A 15,394-nucleotide genomic window follows, 5' to 3' on the forward strand; every position below is an offset into this window, starting at 1 on the left:
TTAAAGTTATGGGAATGAACCGCATCATTTCGGGAGAAGCCCGCGGCCGGAAGATCAAAGTGCCGCCGGCAGGAACGCGACCTACATCCGACCGGGCCCGCGAGGGGCTGTTTTCGTCGTTGCAGGTGCGTTTCGGGTTCGTCGATAAGCATGTGCTCGACCTGTTTGCAGGCTCGGGTGCGCTCGGGCTCGAGGCCGCGTCGCGTGGTGCGGCAGAGGTCGTGCTGGTGGAGAGCGACCCTGAGGCAGCGAAAATCATCGAATACAACGCAGGCGTGGTCAAGCACCCCAACGTGCACATCCACCAGATGAAGGCGTCGACCTACGTTGCATCGGCGCCGAAGAAACACTTCGACATGGTGCTGGCAGACCCTCCATACGAACTAGCCGACGAGGCGGTCGCAGAGATGGTCGAGGCCCTCAAACCTGCGCTGGCGGATGGGGCAGTGGTTGTCGTTGAACGCCACCGCGAAAGCCCGGAGACTGCATGGCCTGCGGAGTTCACCCCGACCGGCCAGAAGCTCAAGCGTCGCATCTACGGTATTGCACGTATGGATATGGCGGTCTACGCCGACCCGGAAGCAGAGGACAACTAAATTGACCATCGCAGTCTGCCCTGGCTCGTTCGACCCGATCACGAACGGGCACCTCGACATTGTCACCCGTGCCCTTCGTCATTTCGACGAAGTGATCGTGCTGGTCACAGGCAACCCTACGAAGACGTCGGGGCTGTTTACTATCGACGAGCGCGTCGACCTCATCCGCGAAGCCACCTCACACCTTGAGGGCGTTCGCGTGGATAGCTGGGCGGGCCTATTGGTCGATTACACCACCCAGCACGACATCAGCGCGCTGATCAAGGGCTTGCGCTCCTCGCTCGATTACGAGTACGAACTGCCGATGGCACAGATGAACCGACGCCTGACCGGCGTGGATACCTACTTCCTGCTGACGGATGAGAAGTACGGCTACATCTCGTCCTCGCTAACCAAAGAGGTTGCGAAGTACGGCGGTGACATTTCCGGACTCGTGCCGGATAGCGTCCACGACGCGATTCGGGAGAAATTCAGCAATTGATCGTGTTGATCGCCGTCGCGCTCGCAGTTGTGATGGGCGCTGGGCTGCAGCGCATTTCCGGCATGGGACTGGGTCTGATCACCGGTCCTGTGCTCTCATTGCTGTTGGGACCTGTGGTTGGCGTGCTCATGATCAACGTCATCGCCATGGTCAATGCGGTGTTTAACACCTGGGGGATGCGCCGCGACATCGATTGGTCTAAGTTCTGGCCGATCGCAGGCGCGCTCATCATCGGCGTGCTTCCCGGGGTGTGGGTGGTCTCTCGCGTATCGACGAGCGCCCTGCTCATCATCGTCGGTGCCCTGTTACTCATCGCCCTGTCAGTGGTGACGTTGGGCAAGCGCTACGTGCCCCAGATCGAAGGTGTGGTTCCTGCAGCTGCCGCTGGCGCCGTCGGCGGGTTCATGAACACCTTGGCGGGTGTTGCCGGGCCGGCATTTACCGTTTACGCGCACGCGGCACGTTGGCCACAGCGCATCTATGCCGCCACCTTGCAGCCGTTGTTCTTCGTCGCCGGCGCACTGTCGTTCGGGGCAAAGGAACTCTCTGGTGCGGCGGATATTTCCTCGATCAACCCCTGGCTGTGGGTCGCCTCCTTTGGCGGCATGCTTCTCGGAATCACCGCGGGAAAGCGGCTGGCCCCGCACGTACCGTCCGCGAAGGCCTACCGCATCGCGCTCGGGCTTGCGTTCTTCGGAGGCGCCACCACACTAGTCCGCGGCCTCGCAGGCTTGTTGTATGGATGAAAAACGGCCGCCCGGATGTGGGCGGCCGTTTCGTGTAAGGGAGTGTCCTGCTAGAACAGCGTGGAGACGAACGACTTCGTGCGCTCGTGTTGCGGGTTATCCAGCACCTGTTCCGGTGTGCCGTACTCGATGATCTGGCCACCATCCATGAACGCGACCTTGTCTGCGACCTCGCGGGCAAACGACAGTTCGTGAGTGACCACCAGCATGGTCATGCCATCATCGGCGAGCTTGCGCATCACACGCAGCACTTCGCCAACGAGTTCGGGGTCGAGGGCGGAGGTGGGCTCGTCGAAAAGCATCAGCTTCGGATCCATTGCAACCGCACGGGCAATTGCCACACGCTGCTGCTGGCCACCGGAGAGCTGGATCGGGTACGCGTCAGCCTTCGACTCAAGACCGACCATCGCAAGCAGCTCCTTCGCGCGCGCAGTGGCCTCTGCAACCGGCTGGCCTTTGACGTGCACCGGGGCTTCGATGATGTTGTCCAGCACCGTGCGGTGGCCAAACAGGTTGAAGTTTTGGAACACCATGCCAATATCGCGACGCTGCTTGGCGGCGTCCTTCTCACTCATCTCGTAGAGTGCGCCGTCGCGCTCCTTGTAGCCGATCAACTCGCCGTCGACGTACAGACGACCCGCGTTGACCTTTTCCAAGTGGTTCACACAACGCAGCAGCGTGGACTTACCAGAGCCGGACGGGCCGATCAGGCACGTCACCTCGCCGGGGGCGACCTCAAGGTCGATGCCCTTGAGCACGTCGAGGCTGCCGAAGGACTTCCAGACATCTACCGCCTGGATCATAGGAGTTTCCTTGACGGTCATTAGCGCTGTCCCTTCTTCTGCGGTTCTTCGACAATTTCAACGTTGTTCGGAATGGTGCCCTCGGCGTCAGCCAGGCTGGCGAGCTGGCGAGCAGTGAGCTGGCGGGTGGCGCCGCGGTCGAAGTAGCGCTCCAGGTAGTGCTGGGCGACCATGAGCAACGACGTGATCACCAGGTACCAGGTCGCAGCCACCAGAAGGAGCGGTACTGGCTGGAACAGGGCGGCGGCGATATCCATCGAGCGGCCGTAAAGCTCAAGCGAGTACGGCACAGCAACGACGAGCGAAGATGTCTTGAGCAAGGAGATGAATTCGTTGCCGGTCGGCGGAATGATGATGCGCATTGCTTGCGGTAACACCGTACGGGTCATCGTCTGCCCCCAGCTCATACCCAACGCCTTGGAGGCCTCAACCTGGCCTTCCGGCACAGCGGAGACACCAGAGCGGACAATCTCTGCCATGTAGGCGGCCTCATTCAAACCAAGGCCAACAACGGCCAGGGTAAACGCAGAAGAGGTAAACGGCTCAAGCGGAATCTGGGCGAAGCCGACGTTGATCGAGTCGTAGATCGCGCCAATCAAGCCCCAGAACATCAACTGGACGTAGACCGGGGTACCACGGAAGATCCACAGGAACACCCACGCCACCGTCTTGAACACCGGGTTCGGGCTCATGCGCATGACGGCCAACAGCACACCGCCGACAACGCCGAGCAGCATCGCCAACACCGTGATTGCAATGGTGTGCAGGGCCGCCATAGCGATGCGGGTATCCAGCAGGTACTGGAAGTAGATGTCCCAGCCGTAAGCCTCGTTTCGGGCCGCGCCGATGACAAACCAGACCACAAGCAGTACAAGAATCACTGCGAGCGTCCACCGTCCAGGGTGGCGCAGCGGTTTCGCCTCGATACGCTCAGGACGCTTGCGTTCGCCCTGAGAGGCGACGTACTGGGAATATGGGGTGCTCATGCTTAGTGTTCTCCCACTGGTTGTTCGTTAATCAAAGCCTGGTCGAGCAGACCTGTCGAGATATTCCATTGCGCAAGGATGCGCTGGTAATCGCCGGTATCGATGAGGTGCTGCATCGCGGCAGCCATCGCCGGCGCAAGCGCAGAACCCTTCGGCACAGCAATGCCGTACGGCGCGGCGTCAAACATGTCGCCGATCATTTCCATCTTGCCGTCGGAGCGCTCCACAGCCCACGCGGTAACAGGGGAGTCGGCGCTGTAAGCATCGGCGCGCCCGACAAGCGTTGCAAGCGCTGCGTTGTCTGCTGTGTCGAAGGCAAGCACAGTAATCGGGTCCTTGCCCGCTGCTTCGCAGGCTTCTGACTTCGGACGAACGTCGTCGGTCTCCGAAACCGTCGTACGCTGCACCGAGACCGTCAAACCGCACGCATCATTCGGATCCACGTCGGCGCCAGGAGCGGCAGCCCACTGAATACCCGCGTAGAGGAAATTGATGAAGTCGAAGGTCTGGCGGCGTTCCTCGTTATCGGTAAAACCTGAAGCACCGGCGTCGAGGCTGCCACTGGAGACAGCGGGCAGGATCATCGAGAAGTCCATGTCTGCAACATCGAAGTCCATCCCCATGACACCAGCGAGTGCACGGGCAATGTCCATCTCCACACCGATGACCTGCCCGGTGGAGTCTTTGAACTCGAACGGGGCGAACGGTGGGTTCGCGCCGACGTTGAGCACGCCGTCTGCGGCAATTTCTGGCGGCACCATCGCCGCAATCTCAGGTACGGCGTCCGGAACGATCGGCTCCCAGCCGTCCGGGTTGCCGCCCTCTGTGTTAGTAACGCAGCCCGCGAGCGGCAGGGCCGCGGCGAGCACAGCGGCGAAAAGACGCCGCTTTGCGTGGGGTGGGTAATGCATTGGTCTCCCGCATACGATGAATACTTGCGTAGTCCCGTATATTACGCGCCGAATGCGGGATGATAAAACGCACCGCCCGAGCAGTAGAAACTACTGTGTTGCCATACGAATACCACGCATAGCCAGCTCAATGATCTGGCCAATGACCATCATGCCGAGGACGACCGGGATCCACACGGAAGTACGCTGGCTGGATCCTTCTGAGCTCAGGGCGAAATCGCCGGTGAAAAGCCCTTTGCCCATCTTTGCGGAGCCCTGGGCTTCCATCTTCCACAGCTCAACCGGGTTAGCAGTATCCGGGATGGAAGAGCCCCTTGCCCAAGCTTGGACGACCTCCTTGCCTTCGCCTTCTTCCATGTCGTCGGTCCACTCGGTAAACATCTCGGAGCTAGACACCTTCTTCAGCGGGTTTTTCTCCGGATCGATGTACATCGGATCCTTCTCCGGGTTCGGCTCAAGAGCCTCGATGAGCCCCTTCGGCTTGTCCTTGGAGTCCTTGCCGTCTGTGCTGTCCTTGTTGCTCTCAGCGTCCTTCTTTGCCGAGCTGGTCGCGTCAGACAGCGCAGCAAACGAATCGATGGTGTCCTTCAGCGCGTTGCTCGGGGAGACTGGAGCGTCCTCTTGCGCTGCCCCTTCCTGTGCATGTGCGGGAACCGTCAGCGTGGTCAACATGAGTGCTCCGGCGACAAAGCCGGCGATATAGGTCTGGCGCATGCGCCGTAGTCTAACCAAGCCATCGCCTAATGCCCATGTTGCTCTTCTCTACCTGCGTTAGACTGGCGAAATGACTACCACCATTTTGGGCTGGCTGACAGAAGAAACCATCGAAGACGCCGCAGGTTCAGGAGCATTTAACCGAGGGAAAAAAATCTCCTCCGCAGATGTCACCATCCTTAGCGATACTGAATCTGAAGTTCAGGCCGCAGTCCAAGGGACGTGGACATACCGAACGACATTGTTTGTGCAAGGGGATCGGGTTGGCACTACGTGCGACTGCCCGGTGGGCACGCAATGGTGTAAACACGCGGTGGCAGTCGCACTTGCGCTGCTCATCCCGAACGAGCTCTCGTTCGACGATTCCGCGGTTACCGATTCGTCTGCTACCTCCAACGAGTCGGCTCCAGACGCGGTGGACACCTACTTGGATTCTGCCAGCCCAGATGAACTGCGGCGACTCATTCACCATCTGCGGCAGATTCCAGAGGTCGAAGAGATGCTGGAGTTTAACGCCTTGAAGAGTTCGGGCGATGACAAACAAGTCCGTGAACACGTGAAATCGGCGATCACCGCTGCATCGCGGAAGAGCAGTGGATTTCGGGATTATTGGCAAAGTATGGAACTCGCACGGCACTGGAGCGATGCCCTTGACGTGGTGGAGGCGTACGTTGATGAGCACCGTGGCGTCGCAGTACGCCCCCAAATTGAGCGTGCGATCACGAGGTTGAATGCGGTTTTGGGACGTGCGGATGATTCTTCCGGGATGCTCGGTGACGAGCTGCATCGATGCTTCGACCTGCACGCGCGAGCATGCGCTGACGGCGTTGAGGACCAACAAAAACTTGCCAAGTGGTTGGTGAAGGAGACACTGGAAGCGCCGTTTGTTGAGCCTGATCTGAGGGCCTACGCGGGACTTCTCGGCGCTGATGCGGTCGAATCAATCGCCGCAGCCTTTGAGGCGAATCCACCGAAGTACGGTGCCAAGGCGCTCTTCCTCGATGTTGCATTCTTGCGTGGCGACGACGACCAGATCGAATCAATGCTGCTCGACGGTAACTCCGTGAAGGACCTCATCGAGTTCTATGAGTCACGGGGCAGGAAAGATGAGGTCAAAGCAGTCCTTTCGAAGTGGGATACACCGATCCACTGGAACGAAATCGATTTCTTTGAAAACCGATTGCGCGCCTACCTGGGAGACAAAGCGTTGTTGGACTACCGCATTGAGAAGTTCAAAGAAAACCCGGGAACAGTGACATTTGACCGCGTGATCCATGGACCGGGGGTGACCGAAGACGTGATCGACCTCATCCCAGAGGGCATCCCGGGCAGGGACATGATGCTCATGCATGCGGCAATGAGATTCAACGATCCGGAATTGGGCCTGTCGGTGGTAGATGGCGACGAGGCCGACGTTCACTCTGCATTTGAATTCGCCCGTTCAGTGCTATCCAGTCACGACCCGGAACGTGCACTTGAAATCATGCTCAGGGAACCTGAGCACATTGCTCGGGCAAGTGGCGACAGGGCGTACAAGCAGGCTGCCGCATCGGCGACGCAAATCATCGACTGCTTCCCGGCCGATCCAGTCGCGCGTAAGGCAGTGCTGGAAAAGATGGAAGAGCTAGCCATCCGTTACAAAAACCGGCCCAAGATGCTCAAGATTTGGCGCAGCTACGGCCTGATCAACTAGCCGCGAACCTTCAAATTGCTCCCGAGCTTGCTTGATCAGACGCTGGTAGCTTGTTTGGTACCTGACACTCAAGCCTTGGAGGTCATACTCTATGAGCAGGGATCTTGATATTACTGTGCTGCTGGTCTGTATCGGTGGAGTCCTGTTGATGATCGCCTGCTGGACCTTCTACATCCAGGGCGTGCGAAGGGCGCCCAAAACGGAGGAATGGTACGACGAGGGCGATGTAAACGGTTCAGAGAGCGATGGCGCGCTCTTCGTCTATCCCTACGGATCGCTGGTTATTGGTACTGCCAGTGCCTTCGTTTTGTTCGGAATTATGAACCTTCCCGAGCCTGTTGAAACGGTGTTGCTTGTTTTATGCATGGCTGCCGGGGGCATCGGAATCATTGGTTTTACGGGCGCGTTCGGGATTCTACTTCCGTGGCCGTTTGTGCCTCGGTGGGTCGTCGATATCCGCAAAGCCAAACGCGCTCGACGCCGCGAACGCAGAGAAGCCCGCAAGAAGGAAAAGAAGGGTTAACTAAGCTCGTGCAAATACGCCTAACAAATAGCCGGAGGTACGAATTGTGAGCCTGCAAAAGCTCTTGTGGATTTGCGCGGGCATCGGGACTCTTCTTGCGGGGTATTTACACGGGGCGCCTGCTCTTCTGCTCATCGCTCTTCTTTTCGTCGTTGCCATACCGACAGTGCTTCTCGTTGTGTCATCTACAGAGCTCAAAGGTGGACTTAAGTCCGTCGGCTTGCTTGCGGTCTGTATTGCTATAGGTGCCTTCGTTCCGCTCGTTCTTCCTTTCGCTTATGCCGTTTTCGTCTCAGTGAGCTGGTACTCGATTACCTCCGCTAATTCTCTATAGCGCTCTTGGTTCGCCTCATGCGGGGCGGGGCCGGACCACCATTGGCGACCGCGATCTCCTGTGCTGCCGTCAACGTGTCGTTGCTTGCTTCCGACTCGGCCTGGTGGTGAATTTCCGGGTTTTGAGGTTTAGGAAAGCGATGTTTACCAGCAGGCCGTGTCACTTCTTGCTGATAACGAAAGGGGATGGGGTTTCGGAAAATTTTTCCGAACCCCCCTCCCGAGTGGTGCCCCAGGTGAGACTCGAACTCACACTGGACGGGTTTTGAATCCGTTGCCTCTGCCAATTGGGCTACTGGGGCGACGCGCGAAAGTGTATCGCAGTTCACCCCGATGTGTGAAATCGCAGGTGGATTAGGTGCGGAAGGTCGTGTCGTGGCGCCCGCTAGACTGGCTGACCGTGACTACAACATCGGAAAAATCCAAGCGTTTGCTGTTGATCGACGGCCACTCGATGGCCTTCCGCGCGTTCTATGCGTTGCCTGCGGAGAACTTCTCCACGTCGGGTGGGCAGCACACGAATGCGGTGTACGGATTCTTGTCCATGTTTGCCAATATTCTTTCCGACGAAAAACCGACGCACGCTGCTGTCGCGTTCGATGTGGGCCGAAAGACGTTCCGTACGGAGCGTTTCCCGGAGTACAAGGCGCAGCGTGAGGCTACTCCGCCCGAGTTCAAGGGCCAGGTTCCGCTGATTGAGGACGTGCTGGGGGATCTCGGCATTGTGACCTTGAGCAAGGAGAACTTTGAGGCGGACGATATCGTCGCCACGCTTGTGACCCAGGCTCGTGCAGATGGTGACTACGAGATTGTTCTGGTCAGTGGTGATCGCGACTACATCCAGCTTGTCGACGACACCACGACCCTCCTGTACCCAATGCGTGGCGTGTCTACGATGACGCGCTTTAACCCGGCGGAGGTGGAGAAGAAATACGGCCTGACGCCTGAGCAGTACCCTGACTTCGCGGCCCTGCGTGGCGACCCGTCAGACAACCTGCCGAATGTGCCGAAAGTGGGGGAGAAGACCGCCACCAAGTGGATTACGCAGTACGGCACACTCGAGGGGCTTATCGAGCATGCGGACGAGTTAAAGGGGCAAGCAGCCAACAACTTCCGCGAGCGCATTGATCAGGTGCGGTTGAACCGTGAACTTACTGCGATGGTCACCGATGTGGAACTGCCCGTGGCGCCGGGTGATCTCGAACTCAAGCCAGCCGATGTCGCCCAGGTTGCGGCGCGTTTCGACGACCTCGAGTTCGGCGTGAATCTGCGCGAACGCGTGCTCGCCGCTGTACCGACCGATGGCAGCGCACCCGAACCTGAGACGGTGGAGCTGGCTGACGTGACGGTTGATAACGAGTCGCTGGACACCTGGCTGAGGTCCCATGAAGGTCAAGGCCTTGCCCTGTACCTTTCCGGTACGGCGACGCCTGGATCTGGTGATCTGACGGCGCTGGCTATCGTCGATAAGCAGCGCCACGGCATTGCGAAACTTGCCGCCGATCTGTCGGCTGATGAGGACAAGGCGCTGAAGACCTGGCTCGAGTCGGATGACCCGAAGTTCCTGCACGAAGCCAAGGCTGCCTATCACATGCTGCGTGGCCGCGGCATCGAGTTGCGCGGTATCGCACACGACACTGCGATCGCGGCGTATCTGCTGCGTCCCGGCCAGCGCACGTATGCGCTCGAGGATGTGTACCAGCGTCACCTGCAGCGCCAGCTCAGCACCAGCTCTGATCAGCTGAGCTTGCTGGATGATTCGGGCGACGTGGATGCGGCTGCGGCGATTCTGGAGCTTGCCGCAGAGTTGTCCAAGGACCTGCGCGAGATCAACTCCTACGAGTTGTACGCGGACCTCGAACTGCCACTGGTCACGGTGCTCGCGGAAATGGAGCACATTGGCATCGCCGTTGATCTGGACGTTCTGGAGGGGCTGCGCAAGGACTTGACACACAAGGTTGAGCAGGTGGAAGAGCAGGCGCGCCAGCTGGTCGACGAGCCGGACCTGAACCTATCTAGCCCGAAGCAGCTCTCTGTCGTGCTCTTTGACAAGCTTGCGCTGCCGAAGACGAAGAAGACGAAAACGGGTTACTCGACTGCTGCGGCTGAGATCGAAGCACTCGCAGAGAAGAATCCGCACCCGTTCCTTGATTATCTGCTCGCGCACCGTGAGCACCAGAAGATGAAGTCCACGGTGGAAGGCTTGATTAAGACGGTGCAGCCGGATGGCCGGATCCACACCACGTTTAATCAGACTGTGGCCTCGACGGGGCGTCTCAGCTCGGCGGAGCCGAACCTGCAGAACATTCCGGTGCGTACTGAGGCCGGGCGCAAGATCCGCTCTGCATTTGTAGTTGGCGAGGGCTACGAATGCCTGCTTACCGCCGACTACTCGCAGATTGAGATGCGTGTGATGGCGCACCTCAGCCAAGACGAGGGCCTGATCGAGGCGTACCGGGCGGGGGAGGACCTGCACAACTTCGTTGGCTCCCGCGTGTTTGATGTTCCGATCGATCAGGTCACGCCAGAGCTACGTCGCCGGGTCAAGGCAATGTCCTACGGCCTCGTCTACGGCTTGTCTGCCTACGGCCTGTCGCAACAGTTGTCGATCTCTGCCGGTGAGGCGAAGGGCATTATGGAGAACTACTTCGAACGATTCGGCGGGGTAAAGCGCTACCTTGATGAGGTCGTCGAGCAGGCGCGTCGCGACGGCTACACCTCGACGGTGTTCGGTCGCCGCCGCTACTTGCCGGAACTCACAAGTGACAACCGAATCGCGCGGGAGAACGCCGAGCGTGCGGCGCTGAACGCCCCGATCCAGGGCACTGCTGCGGACATCATCAAGGTTGCGATGCTTCGTGTCGACGACGCCTTGCGCGACTACGCATCACGTGTCCTCCTGCAGGTGCACGATGAGTTGGTGCTCGAGGTTGCCCCGGGCGAGCTAGACGCCGTCCAAGCGATCGTGGAGCGCGAAATGGACAAGGCAATCGAACTCCTCGTCCCGCTAGAGGTGTCTGCAGGTACTGGCGCAAACTGGGAAGAGGCGGCGCACTAGCCGCGAGTACGTTTCGGGAAAGCACGAGGCGGGCATCACGTGAAGCACGCAAACTTCATCTGATGCCCGCCTCGAGTACGGCGTCCCCAGTTACCGTATCCCCCGACGTGGCCCAACCCCCCAGGCCATTTCCTCTTTCTATTTTGTTACCACCTAGCGGCGGGGTTCTCGATTAGGTACCGAGCCTCAGGCAGTGCTTAGATTTCACTCTGTTCTGGGGCTATTCCTCAAGAACCAGGTAAAACCTTAATTGCTACTGAGCGGGCGCACAAGCAATACACAGTAACTGTTAAGCATGTGACGGAATGTCTAATAAGTCGCAGCTTATGTGGACAGGTGAACGGCTTTTTGGATCCTTTAGTTACGTGGGGGTAAGTGCCAAAATCCTACCCCCGACACCTACCCCCGCTGGGGTGTTAGCGAGGCCTGATTGGCCTACACGTCACTGACGGCTTTCTCGTCGGAGGCATCCTCGACTGCGTCTTCAACTGCTTCTTTGAATTCATCCTCCTCGAGATTGGAGTCTTCAGCGAGATCTTCAACCTCGTCCGAGGTGTCGTCGTCAAGCGCGGCCTCAACAGCTTGAGCGCGGCGCTCGCCTTCTTCTTTCAGGCGGGTGCGGTGGCGGAAGTAGACGACGGTCATCACTGTCATCACGAACAGGCCGAGGTAGCCCAGGATCGGGTACAGGTTGGAAACGAGCGGCTGGAAGCCGGCGAAGGAAAGGCCAAAACCGACAATGCAGGCGATGGCATAGACCGGGTAGAAGCGCTCTGGGTTCTTTCTGGTGAGTCGCTTTGCCAGCGCGTAGAACATGCCCAAACAGGTGTTGAACACCATGAGGAAGATCACCCAGGTCATGATGAAGCCCAGGACTGGGTGGACGTTATCCAGCACGGTCAAAAGTGGCATGTCGTGGCCGTTTACTGCCTCGACCTGCATGAGCAGCGCGGCTACAAGAAGGGCAAGAAGTGCCACGTAAATGAGTCCACCAAGGACTCCGCCAATCCGCGTGCTCTTAGTGTCAAACTCATCACCGGCCATCACGATCGCCATCGAGACACCGCATAGGGCGTTTAGTCCCGTGTGGTTGAGTGCACCCAAGAACCAGTACGGGGTGCCGTCAGCGCGGTTTACTTCGTTGCGCGCAAAGTTATCCACCTCAGACCAGTCGACGCTGATCTGGGTGAACGAATAGATCGCGCCGATGAGCACAAAGATCACCAGCAGGGGAGTTGCCCAAGCGATGACAGAGGCGACGCGGTCAACGTCGAATCGGCCGACGATAAGCATCAGTGCAAGCATGAGTACCGCGCCCACCCAAATCTGCCAGTCGAATGCTTGGTTCAGGTTCGAGCCTGCGCCAGCAAACATGACGAAGCCAACGGAGAACATGCAGATAACCGCAGACCAGTCCATGAGGAACGCGGCAGGCTTCGATGCCACCTTGTAGAAGACTTCATTGTGTTCGTCGGCGAGGAAATACGACCCGAATGTGACAAACGCGGTGGCGGCTAGCAGCATGGTCACGCCAGCAACGATTACACCCCAAAAGCCCTGGGTGCCGTAGGCGACGAAGTATTGGAGTGCTTCCATGCCGGAGGCAAAACCCGCTCCGACGACGATGCCGACGAACGATGCTGCGACGGCAAGGCTGCGTTTCCACATAGGGTGAACACACTTTCTGAGTTGTAGAGTTATGGACTTACGTCATGGTAGTCCCTTGCTTATAAACTGCGTTGCAGTGCCCGGGGTCCAGATCATTTGCTCTAGCTGCGGAAAGTGTCTACACTCGTGCGGGCGTGTCTACGCGCGAGCTTGGCGTCCATCGTAATAGGAGGGTGTGGCGACCAGCCCGCTGCGAGATCAGCAACCGCGAGCGTTTCGGCGCTTACGCTGCTGAGAGAGACGCTTCTGTCCAATCACGATCTCCTATTTTTTCGGAGCACATACTACTTATGCGCACTACCAACGCACCCCAGGTTGCCATCAACGACATCGGTGGCCCTGAGGAATTCCTCGCCGCAGTCGACGAGACCATCAAGTACTTCAATGACGGTGACATCGTCACCGGCACCGTGGTCAAGGTTGACCACGACGAGGTCCTGCTCGACATCGGCTACAAGACCGAGGGCATCATCCTCACCCGCGAGCTCTCCATCAAGCACGACGTTGACCCGGAGGACGTGGTCGAGGTCGGCGATGAGATCGACGCGCTTGTCCTGACCAAGGAGGACAAGGAAGGCCGCCTGATGCTGTCCAAGAAGCGTGCTCAGTACGAGCGTGCTTGGGGCACCATCGAGGAGCTGCAGGCCAACGACCAGCCGGTTACCGGTACCGTCATCGAGGTCGTCAAGGGCGGCCTCATCCTCGACATCGGCCTGCGTGGCTTCCTGCCGGCATCGCTGGTTGAGATGCGTCGCGTCCGCGACCTGGATCCGTACATCGGCCAGGAGCTCGAGGCAAAGATCATCGAGCTGGACAAGCACCGCAACAACGTGGTCCTGTCCCGCCGCGCTTACCTGGAGGAGACCCAGTCTGCGGTCCGCTCCGACTTCCTGCACCAGCTGCAGAAGGGCCAGGTCCGCAAGGGCGTTGTGTCCTCCATCGTCAACTTCGGTGCATTCGTTGACCTCGGCGGCGTTGACGGCCTCGTCCACGTCTCTGAGCTGTCCTGGAAGCACATCGACCACCCGTCCGAGGTTGTCGCAGTTGGCGACGAGGTCACCGTCGAGGTGCTCGACGTCGATCTCGACCGCGAGCGTGTCTCCCTGTCGCTGAAGGCGACCCAGGAGGATCCGTGGCGCGTCTTCGCCCGCACCCACGCTGTGGGCCAGATCGTTCCGGGCAAGGTCACCAAGCTGGTTCCGTTCGGTGCGTTCGTTCGCGTCGAAGAGGGCATCGAGGGCCTCGTCCACATCTCCGAGCTGGCTCAGCGCCACGTCGAGGTTCCGGACCAGGTTGTGAACGTCAACGAAGAGGTCATGGTCAAGGTCATCGACATCGACCTGGACCGTCGTCGTATCTCCCTGTCGCTCAAGCAGGCTGACGAGGACTTCGTCGAAGAGTTCGATCCGTCTCGCTACGGCATGGCCGACTCCTACGACGAGCAGGGCAACTACATCTTCCCGGAGGGCTTCGACCCGGAGACCAACGAGTGGATGGAAGGCTACGACGAGGCTCGCCAGCAGTGGGAGGCTCGTTACGCCGAAGCAGAGCGTCGCCACCAGGCACACGCTGCCCAGATCGAGCGTCACCGCGCCGCTGCAGCCGAGGCTGCAGAGCAGGCTGGCGATCAGGCCAACTACTCCTCTGAGTCTGCAGCTGCAGCTCCGGCAGCTGACCAGGCTGAGGAGAACATCGGCTCGCTGGCTTCCGACGAGCAGCTCGCTGCTCTGCGCGACAAGCTTGCTGGCAACTAAGCCACGACGAGTTCGTGCTTAGGGATTGCCCTTAAGTAATCAGCGTTAGCGCCCCGCATCACCGTCATGGTGGGCGGGGCGCTTTGCTATCTTCACATGCATGAAGAAAGTTGGACTCACGGGCGGAATCGGCAGCGGCAAATCCACAGTTGCGCGAATGCTAGGGAAGGAAGGTTTCCCGGTCGTGGACGCCGACCAGATCGCACGAGAGATCATGGAACCAGGCTCACCGGTGCTCGCACAGGTCGCGGAGGTTTTTGGCGAGGATCTTATCGACGACACCGGCGCCTTAAACCGCGCAGAGCTGGCGAAACGCGCTTTCTCTTCGACGGAGCAAACGGAGAAATTGAACGCTTTAACGCACCCGGCCATCCGCGCTGAATCCAACCGGCGATTCGATGAGGCAGAGAAGGCAGGCGCTCGCGCGGTGATTTACGACATGCCGTTGCTTGTGGATCTCGGCCTACACCACGACATGGACATGACGGTCGTCGTCGATGTTGATGTGGACGAGCGGGTACGCAGGCTCGTCGACAAGCGGGGGCTCACTGAAGCGGACGCGCGGGCGCGCATCGCGCAGCAGGTTGACGACGACACCCGACGGGCGGCAGCCGACATCGTTGTGGATAACAACGGGCCGCTCGAGGCACTTGCAGCACAGGTAGAAAAGGTCGTACGGATGATTGACGCGTGAGTTTCTCACTGGAAATACCGCGGAAATTCACTCTATGGCAATCATTGATTTACCTACGCCTTTTAGCGTGACGCGGTATGGGAACTTGGGATACAGGGCCGTTTGATAACGACCCCGCAATCGAAGCGGTTGACGCAGTGGTCAACGGCACATTCGACATTGCCCAATTCCGTTTCGATTGTGGGCTTGGGTCGCTGGGAACTGATGAGGCTGCATCCGTCATCGCGCTTGCTGCCATGCTTAACGGACATCTCCCCGAGCGACATAGTGGTGCCGGCGTCGATTCGCCGTTCACATTCGACGATCGGCAGTGGATCAGACGGCGCGCCCGTTCGATTCTTCGACCAGGTGGCTCGGAGCTCTACTCCATGTGGGAGGACGCAGGCGAACTTGACCAGTGGCTTGCCGAAGTGCGAAAGTACGCCGTCTGACTG

The 15,394-nt window shown here is 59.1% G+C and carries 14 protein-coding genes and 1 tRNA gene; 9 read left to right on the forward strand and 6 right to left on the reverse strand.

Annotated features, from left to right (window positions below; translation table 11 throughout):
• Window positions 1-14 precede the first annotated feature (14 nt).
• The 3 genes from rsmD to HMPREF2690_RS11090 are packed head-to-tail and all read left to right on the forward strand — an operon-like array spanning window position 15 to window position 1,823.
• Window positions 15-596: a 16S rRNA (guanine(966)-N(2))-methyltransferase RsmD gene (gene rsmD / locus HMPREF2690_RS11080; protein ID WP_180949979.1), complete on the forward strand. Its 582-nt coding sequence runs from the start codon at window positions 15-17 to the stop codon at window positions 594-596.
• A 1-nt stretch (window position 597) separates the two neighbouring features.
• A complete protein-coding gene (coaD, locus tag HMPREF2690_RS11085; protein ID WP_070820904.1) occupies window positions 598-1,077 on the forward strand; it encodes a pantetheine-phosphate adenylyltransferase in 480 nt (159 codons plus the stop codon).
• Between the two features lie 2 nt (window positions 1,078-1,079).
• Window positions 1,080-1,823: a sulfite exporter TauE/SafE family protein gene (locus tag HMPREF2690_RS11090; RefSeq protein ID WP_371326036.1), complete on the forward strand. Its 744-nt coding sequence runs from the start codon at window positions 1,080-1,082 to the stop codon at window positions 1,821-1,823.
• A 50-nt stretch (window positions 1,824-1,873) separates the two neighbouring features.
• On the opposite strand, the gene HMPREF2690_RS11095 is transcribed toward HMPREF2690_RS11090, so the two are convergent.
• From HMPREF2690_RS11095 to HMPREF2690_RS11110, 4 genes are all read right to left on the reverse strand, one after another.
• Window positions 1,874-2,626: an amino acid ABC transporter ATP-binding protein gene (locus tag HMPREF2690_RS11095; protein WP_101733305.1), complete on the reverse strand. Its 753-nt coding sequence runs from the start codon at window positions 2,624-2,626 to the stop codon at window positions 1,874-1,876.
• 20 nt (window positions 2,627-2,646) lie between these two features.
• On the reverse strand, window positions 2,647-3,612 hold the full coding sequence (locus tag HMPREF2690_RS11100) for an amino acid ABC transporter permease (RefSeq protein WP_070422944.1): 966 nt from the start codon (window positions 3,610-3,612) through the stop codon (window positions 2,647-2,649).
• Window positions 3,613-3,614: 2 nt separating this feature from the next.
• Entirely contained in the window at window positions 3,615-4,523 is a 909-nt protein-coding gene (locus HMPREF2690_RS11105; RefSeq protein ID WP_070422943.1) for an ABC transporter substrate-binding protein, read from the reverse strand.
• 90 nt (window positions 4,524-4,613) lie between these two features.
• Window positions 4,614-5,237: a hypothetical protein gene (locus HMPREF2690_RS11110; protein WP_070422942.1), complete on the reverse strand. Its 624-nt coding sequence runs from the start codon at window positions 5,235-5,237 to the stop codon at window positions 4,614-4,616.
• Window positions 5,238-5,307: 70 nt separating this feature from the next.
• Here HMPREF2690_RS11110 and HMPREF2690_RS11115 point away from each other — a divergent pair, with 70 nt between their 5' ends.
• A complete protein-coding gene (locus HMPREF2690_RS11115) occupies window positions 5,308-6,930 on the forward strand; it encodes an SWIM zinc finger family protein (protein WP_141761248.1) in 1,623 nt (540 codons plus the stop codon).
• Window positions 6,931-7,021: 91 nt separating this feature from the next.
• Window positions 7,022-7,453 (forward strand): hypothetical protein, encoded by a 432-nt coding sequence (locus HMPREF2690_RS11120; protein ID WP_070820907.1) that lies wholly within the window; start codon window positions 7,022-7,024, stop codon window positions 7,451-7,453.
• A gap of 558 nt (window positions 7,454-8,011) precedes the next feature.
• On the opposite strand, the gene HMPREF2690_RS11130 is transcribed toward HMPREF2690_RS11120, so the two are convergent.
• Window positions 8,012-8,088, reverse strand: a tRNA-Leu gene (locus HMPREF2690_RS11130).
• 152 nt (window positions 8,089-8,240) lie between these two features.
• On the opposite strand from HMPREF2690_RS11130, the gene polA reads away from it, so the two are divergent.
• Window positions 8,241-10,844, forward strand: coding sequence for a DNA polymerase I (gene polA, locus HMPREF2690_RS11135; RefSeq protein WP_070820932.1), 2,604 nt, complete (start codon window positions 8,241-8,243; stop codon window positions 10,842-10,844).
• 435 nt (window positions 10,845-11,279) lie between these two features.
• Here the strand turns inward: polA and HMPREF2690_RS11140 are convergent, their stop codons facing one another.
• Entirely contained in the window at window positions 11,280-12,512 is a 1,233-nt protein-coding gene (locus HMPREF2690_RS11140) for a YkvI family membrane protein (RefSeq protein ID WP_070820909.1), read from the reverse strand.
• A gap of 290 nt (window positions 12,513-12,802) precedes the next feature.
• Between HMPREF2690_RS11140 and rpsA the strand changes: the two genes are divergently transcribed.
• From rpsA to HMPREF2690_RS11155, 3 genes are all read left to right on the forward strand, one after another.
• Entirely contained in the window at window positions 12,803-14,266 is a 1,464-nt protein-coding gene (gene rpsA / locus HMPREF2690_RS11145; RefSeq protein ID WP_070422931.1) for a 30S ribosomal protein S1, read from the forward strand.
• Between the two features lie 100 nt (window positions 14,267-14,366).
• The gene (coaE, locus tag HMPREF2690_RS11150) at window positions 14,367-14,960 is read left to right on the forward strand and encodes a dephospho-CoA kinase (protein WP_070820910.1); all 594 of its coding nucleotides are present in this window, start codon (window positions 14,367-14,369) and stop codon (window positions 14,958-14,960) included.
• A 77-nt stretch (window positions 14,961-15,037) separates the two neighbouring features.
• Window positions 15,038-15,391 (forward strand): DUF4259 domain-containing protein, encoded by a 354-nt coding sequence (locus tag HMPREF2690_RS11155; RefSeq protein ID WP_070483611.1) that lies wholly within the window; start codon window positions 15,038-15,040, stop codon window positions 15,389-15,391.
• The last annotated feature ends 3 nt before the right edge of the window (window positions 15,392-15,394 follow it).

The organism is Corynebacterium sp. HMSC034E11, from assembly GCF_001835905.1.
In the GTDB taxonomy this organism is placed as follows: domain Bacteria; phylum Actinomycetota; class Actinomycetes; order Mycobacteriales; family Mycobacteriaceae; genus Corynebacterium; species Corynebacterium coyleae.

Bases quoted from the DNA above. Each gene is read 5' to 3' on its own strand.
- HMPREF2690_RS11105 (WP_070422943.1), bottom strand. From the start codon at position 4,523: ATGCATTACCCACCCCACGCAAAGCGGCGTCTTTTCGCCGCTGTGCTC.
- HMPREF2690_RS11110 (WP_070422942.1), bottom strand. From the start codon at position 5,237: ATGCGCCAGACCTATATCGCCGGCTTTGTCGCCGGAGCACTCATGTTG.
- HMPREF2690_RS11155 (WP_070483611.1), top strand. From the start codon at position 15,038: ATGGGAACTTGGGATACAGGGCCGTTTGATAACGACCCCGCAATCGAA.
- HMPREF2690_RS11140 (WP_070820909.1), bottom strand. From the start codon at position 12,512: ATGTGGAAACGCAGCCTTGCCGTCGCAGCATCGTTCGTCGGCATCGTC.
- HMPREF2690_RS11115 (WP_141761248.1), top strand. From the start codon at position 5,308: ATGACTACCACCATTTTGGGCTGGCTGACAGAAGAAACCATCGAAGAC.
- HMPREF2690_RS11095 (WP_101733305.1), bottom strand. From the start codon at position 2,626: ATGATCCAGGCGGTAGATGTCTGGAAGTCCTTCGGCAGCCTCGACGTG.
- rsmD (WP_180949979.1), top strand. From the start codon at position 15: ATGAACCGCATCATTTCGGGAGAAGCCCGCGGCCGGAAGATCAAAGTG.
- rpsA (WP_070422931.1), top strand. From the start codon at position 12,803: ATGCGCACTACCAACGCACCCCAGGTTGCCATCAACGACATCGGTGGC.
- HMPREF2690_RS11100 (WP_070422944.1), bottom strand. From the start codon at position 3,612: ATGAGCACCCCATATTCCCAGTACGTCGCCTCTCAGGGCGAACGCAAG.
- HMPREF2690_RS11120 (WP_070820907.1), top strand. From the start codon at position 7,022: ATGAGCAGGGATCTTGATATTACTGTGCTGCTGGTCTGTATCGGTGGA.
- coaE (WP_070820910.1), top strand. From the start codon at position 14,367: ATGAAGAAAGTTGGACTCACGGGCGGAATCGGCAGCGGCAAATCCACA.
- polA (WP_070820932.1), top strand. From the start codon at position 8,241: ATGGCCTTCCGCGCGTTCTATGCGTTGCCTGCGGAGAACTTCTCCACG.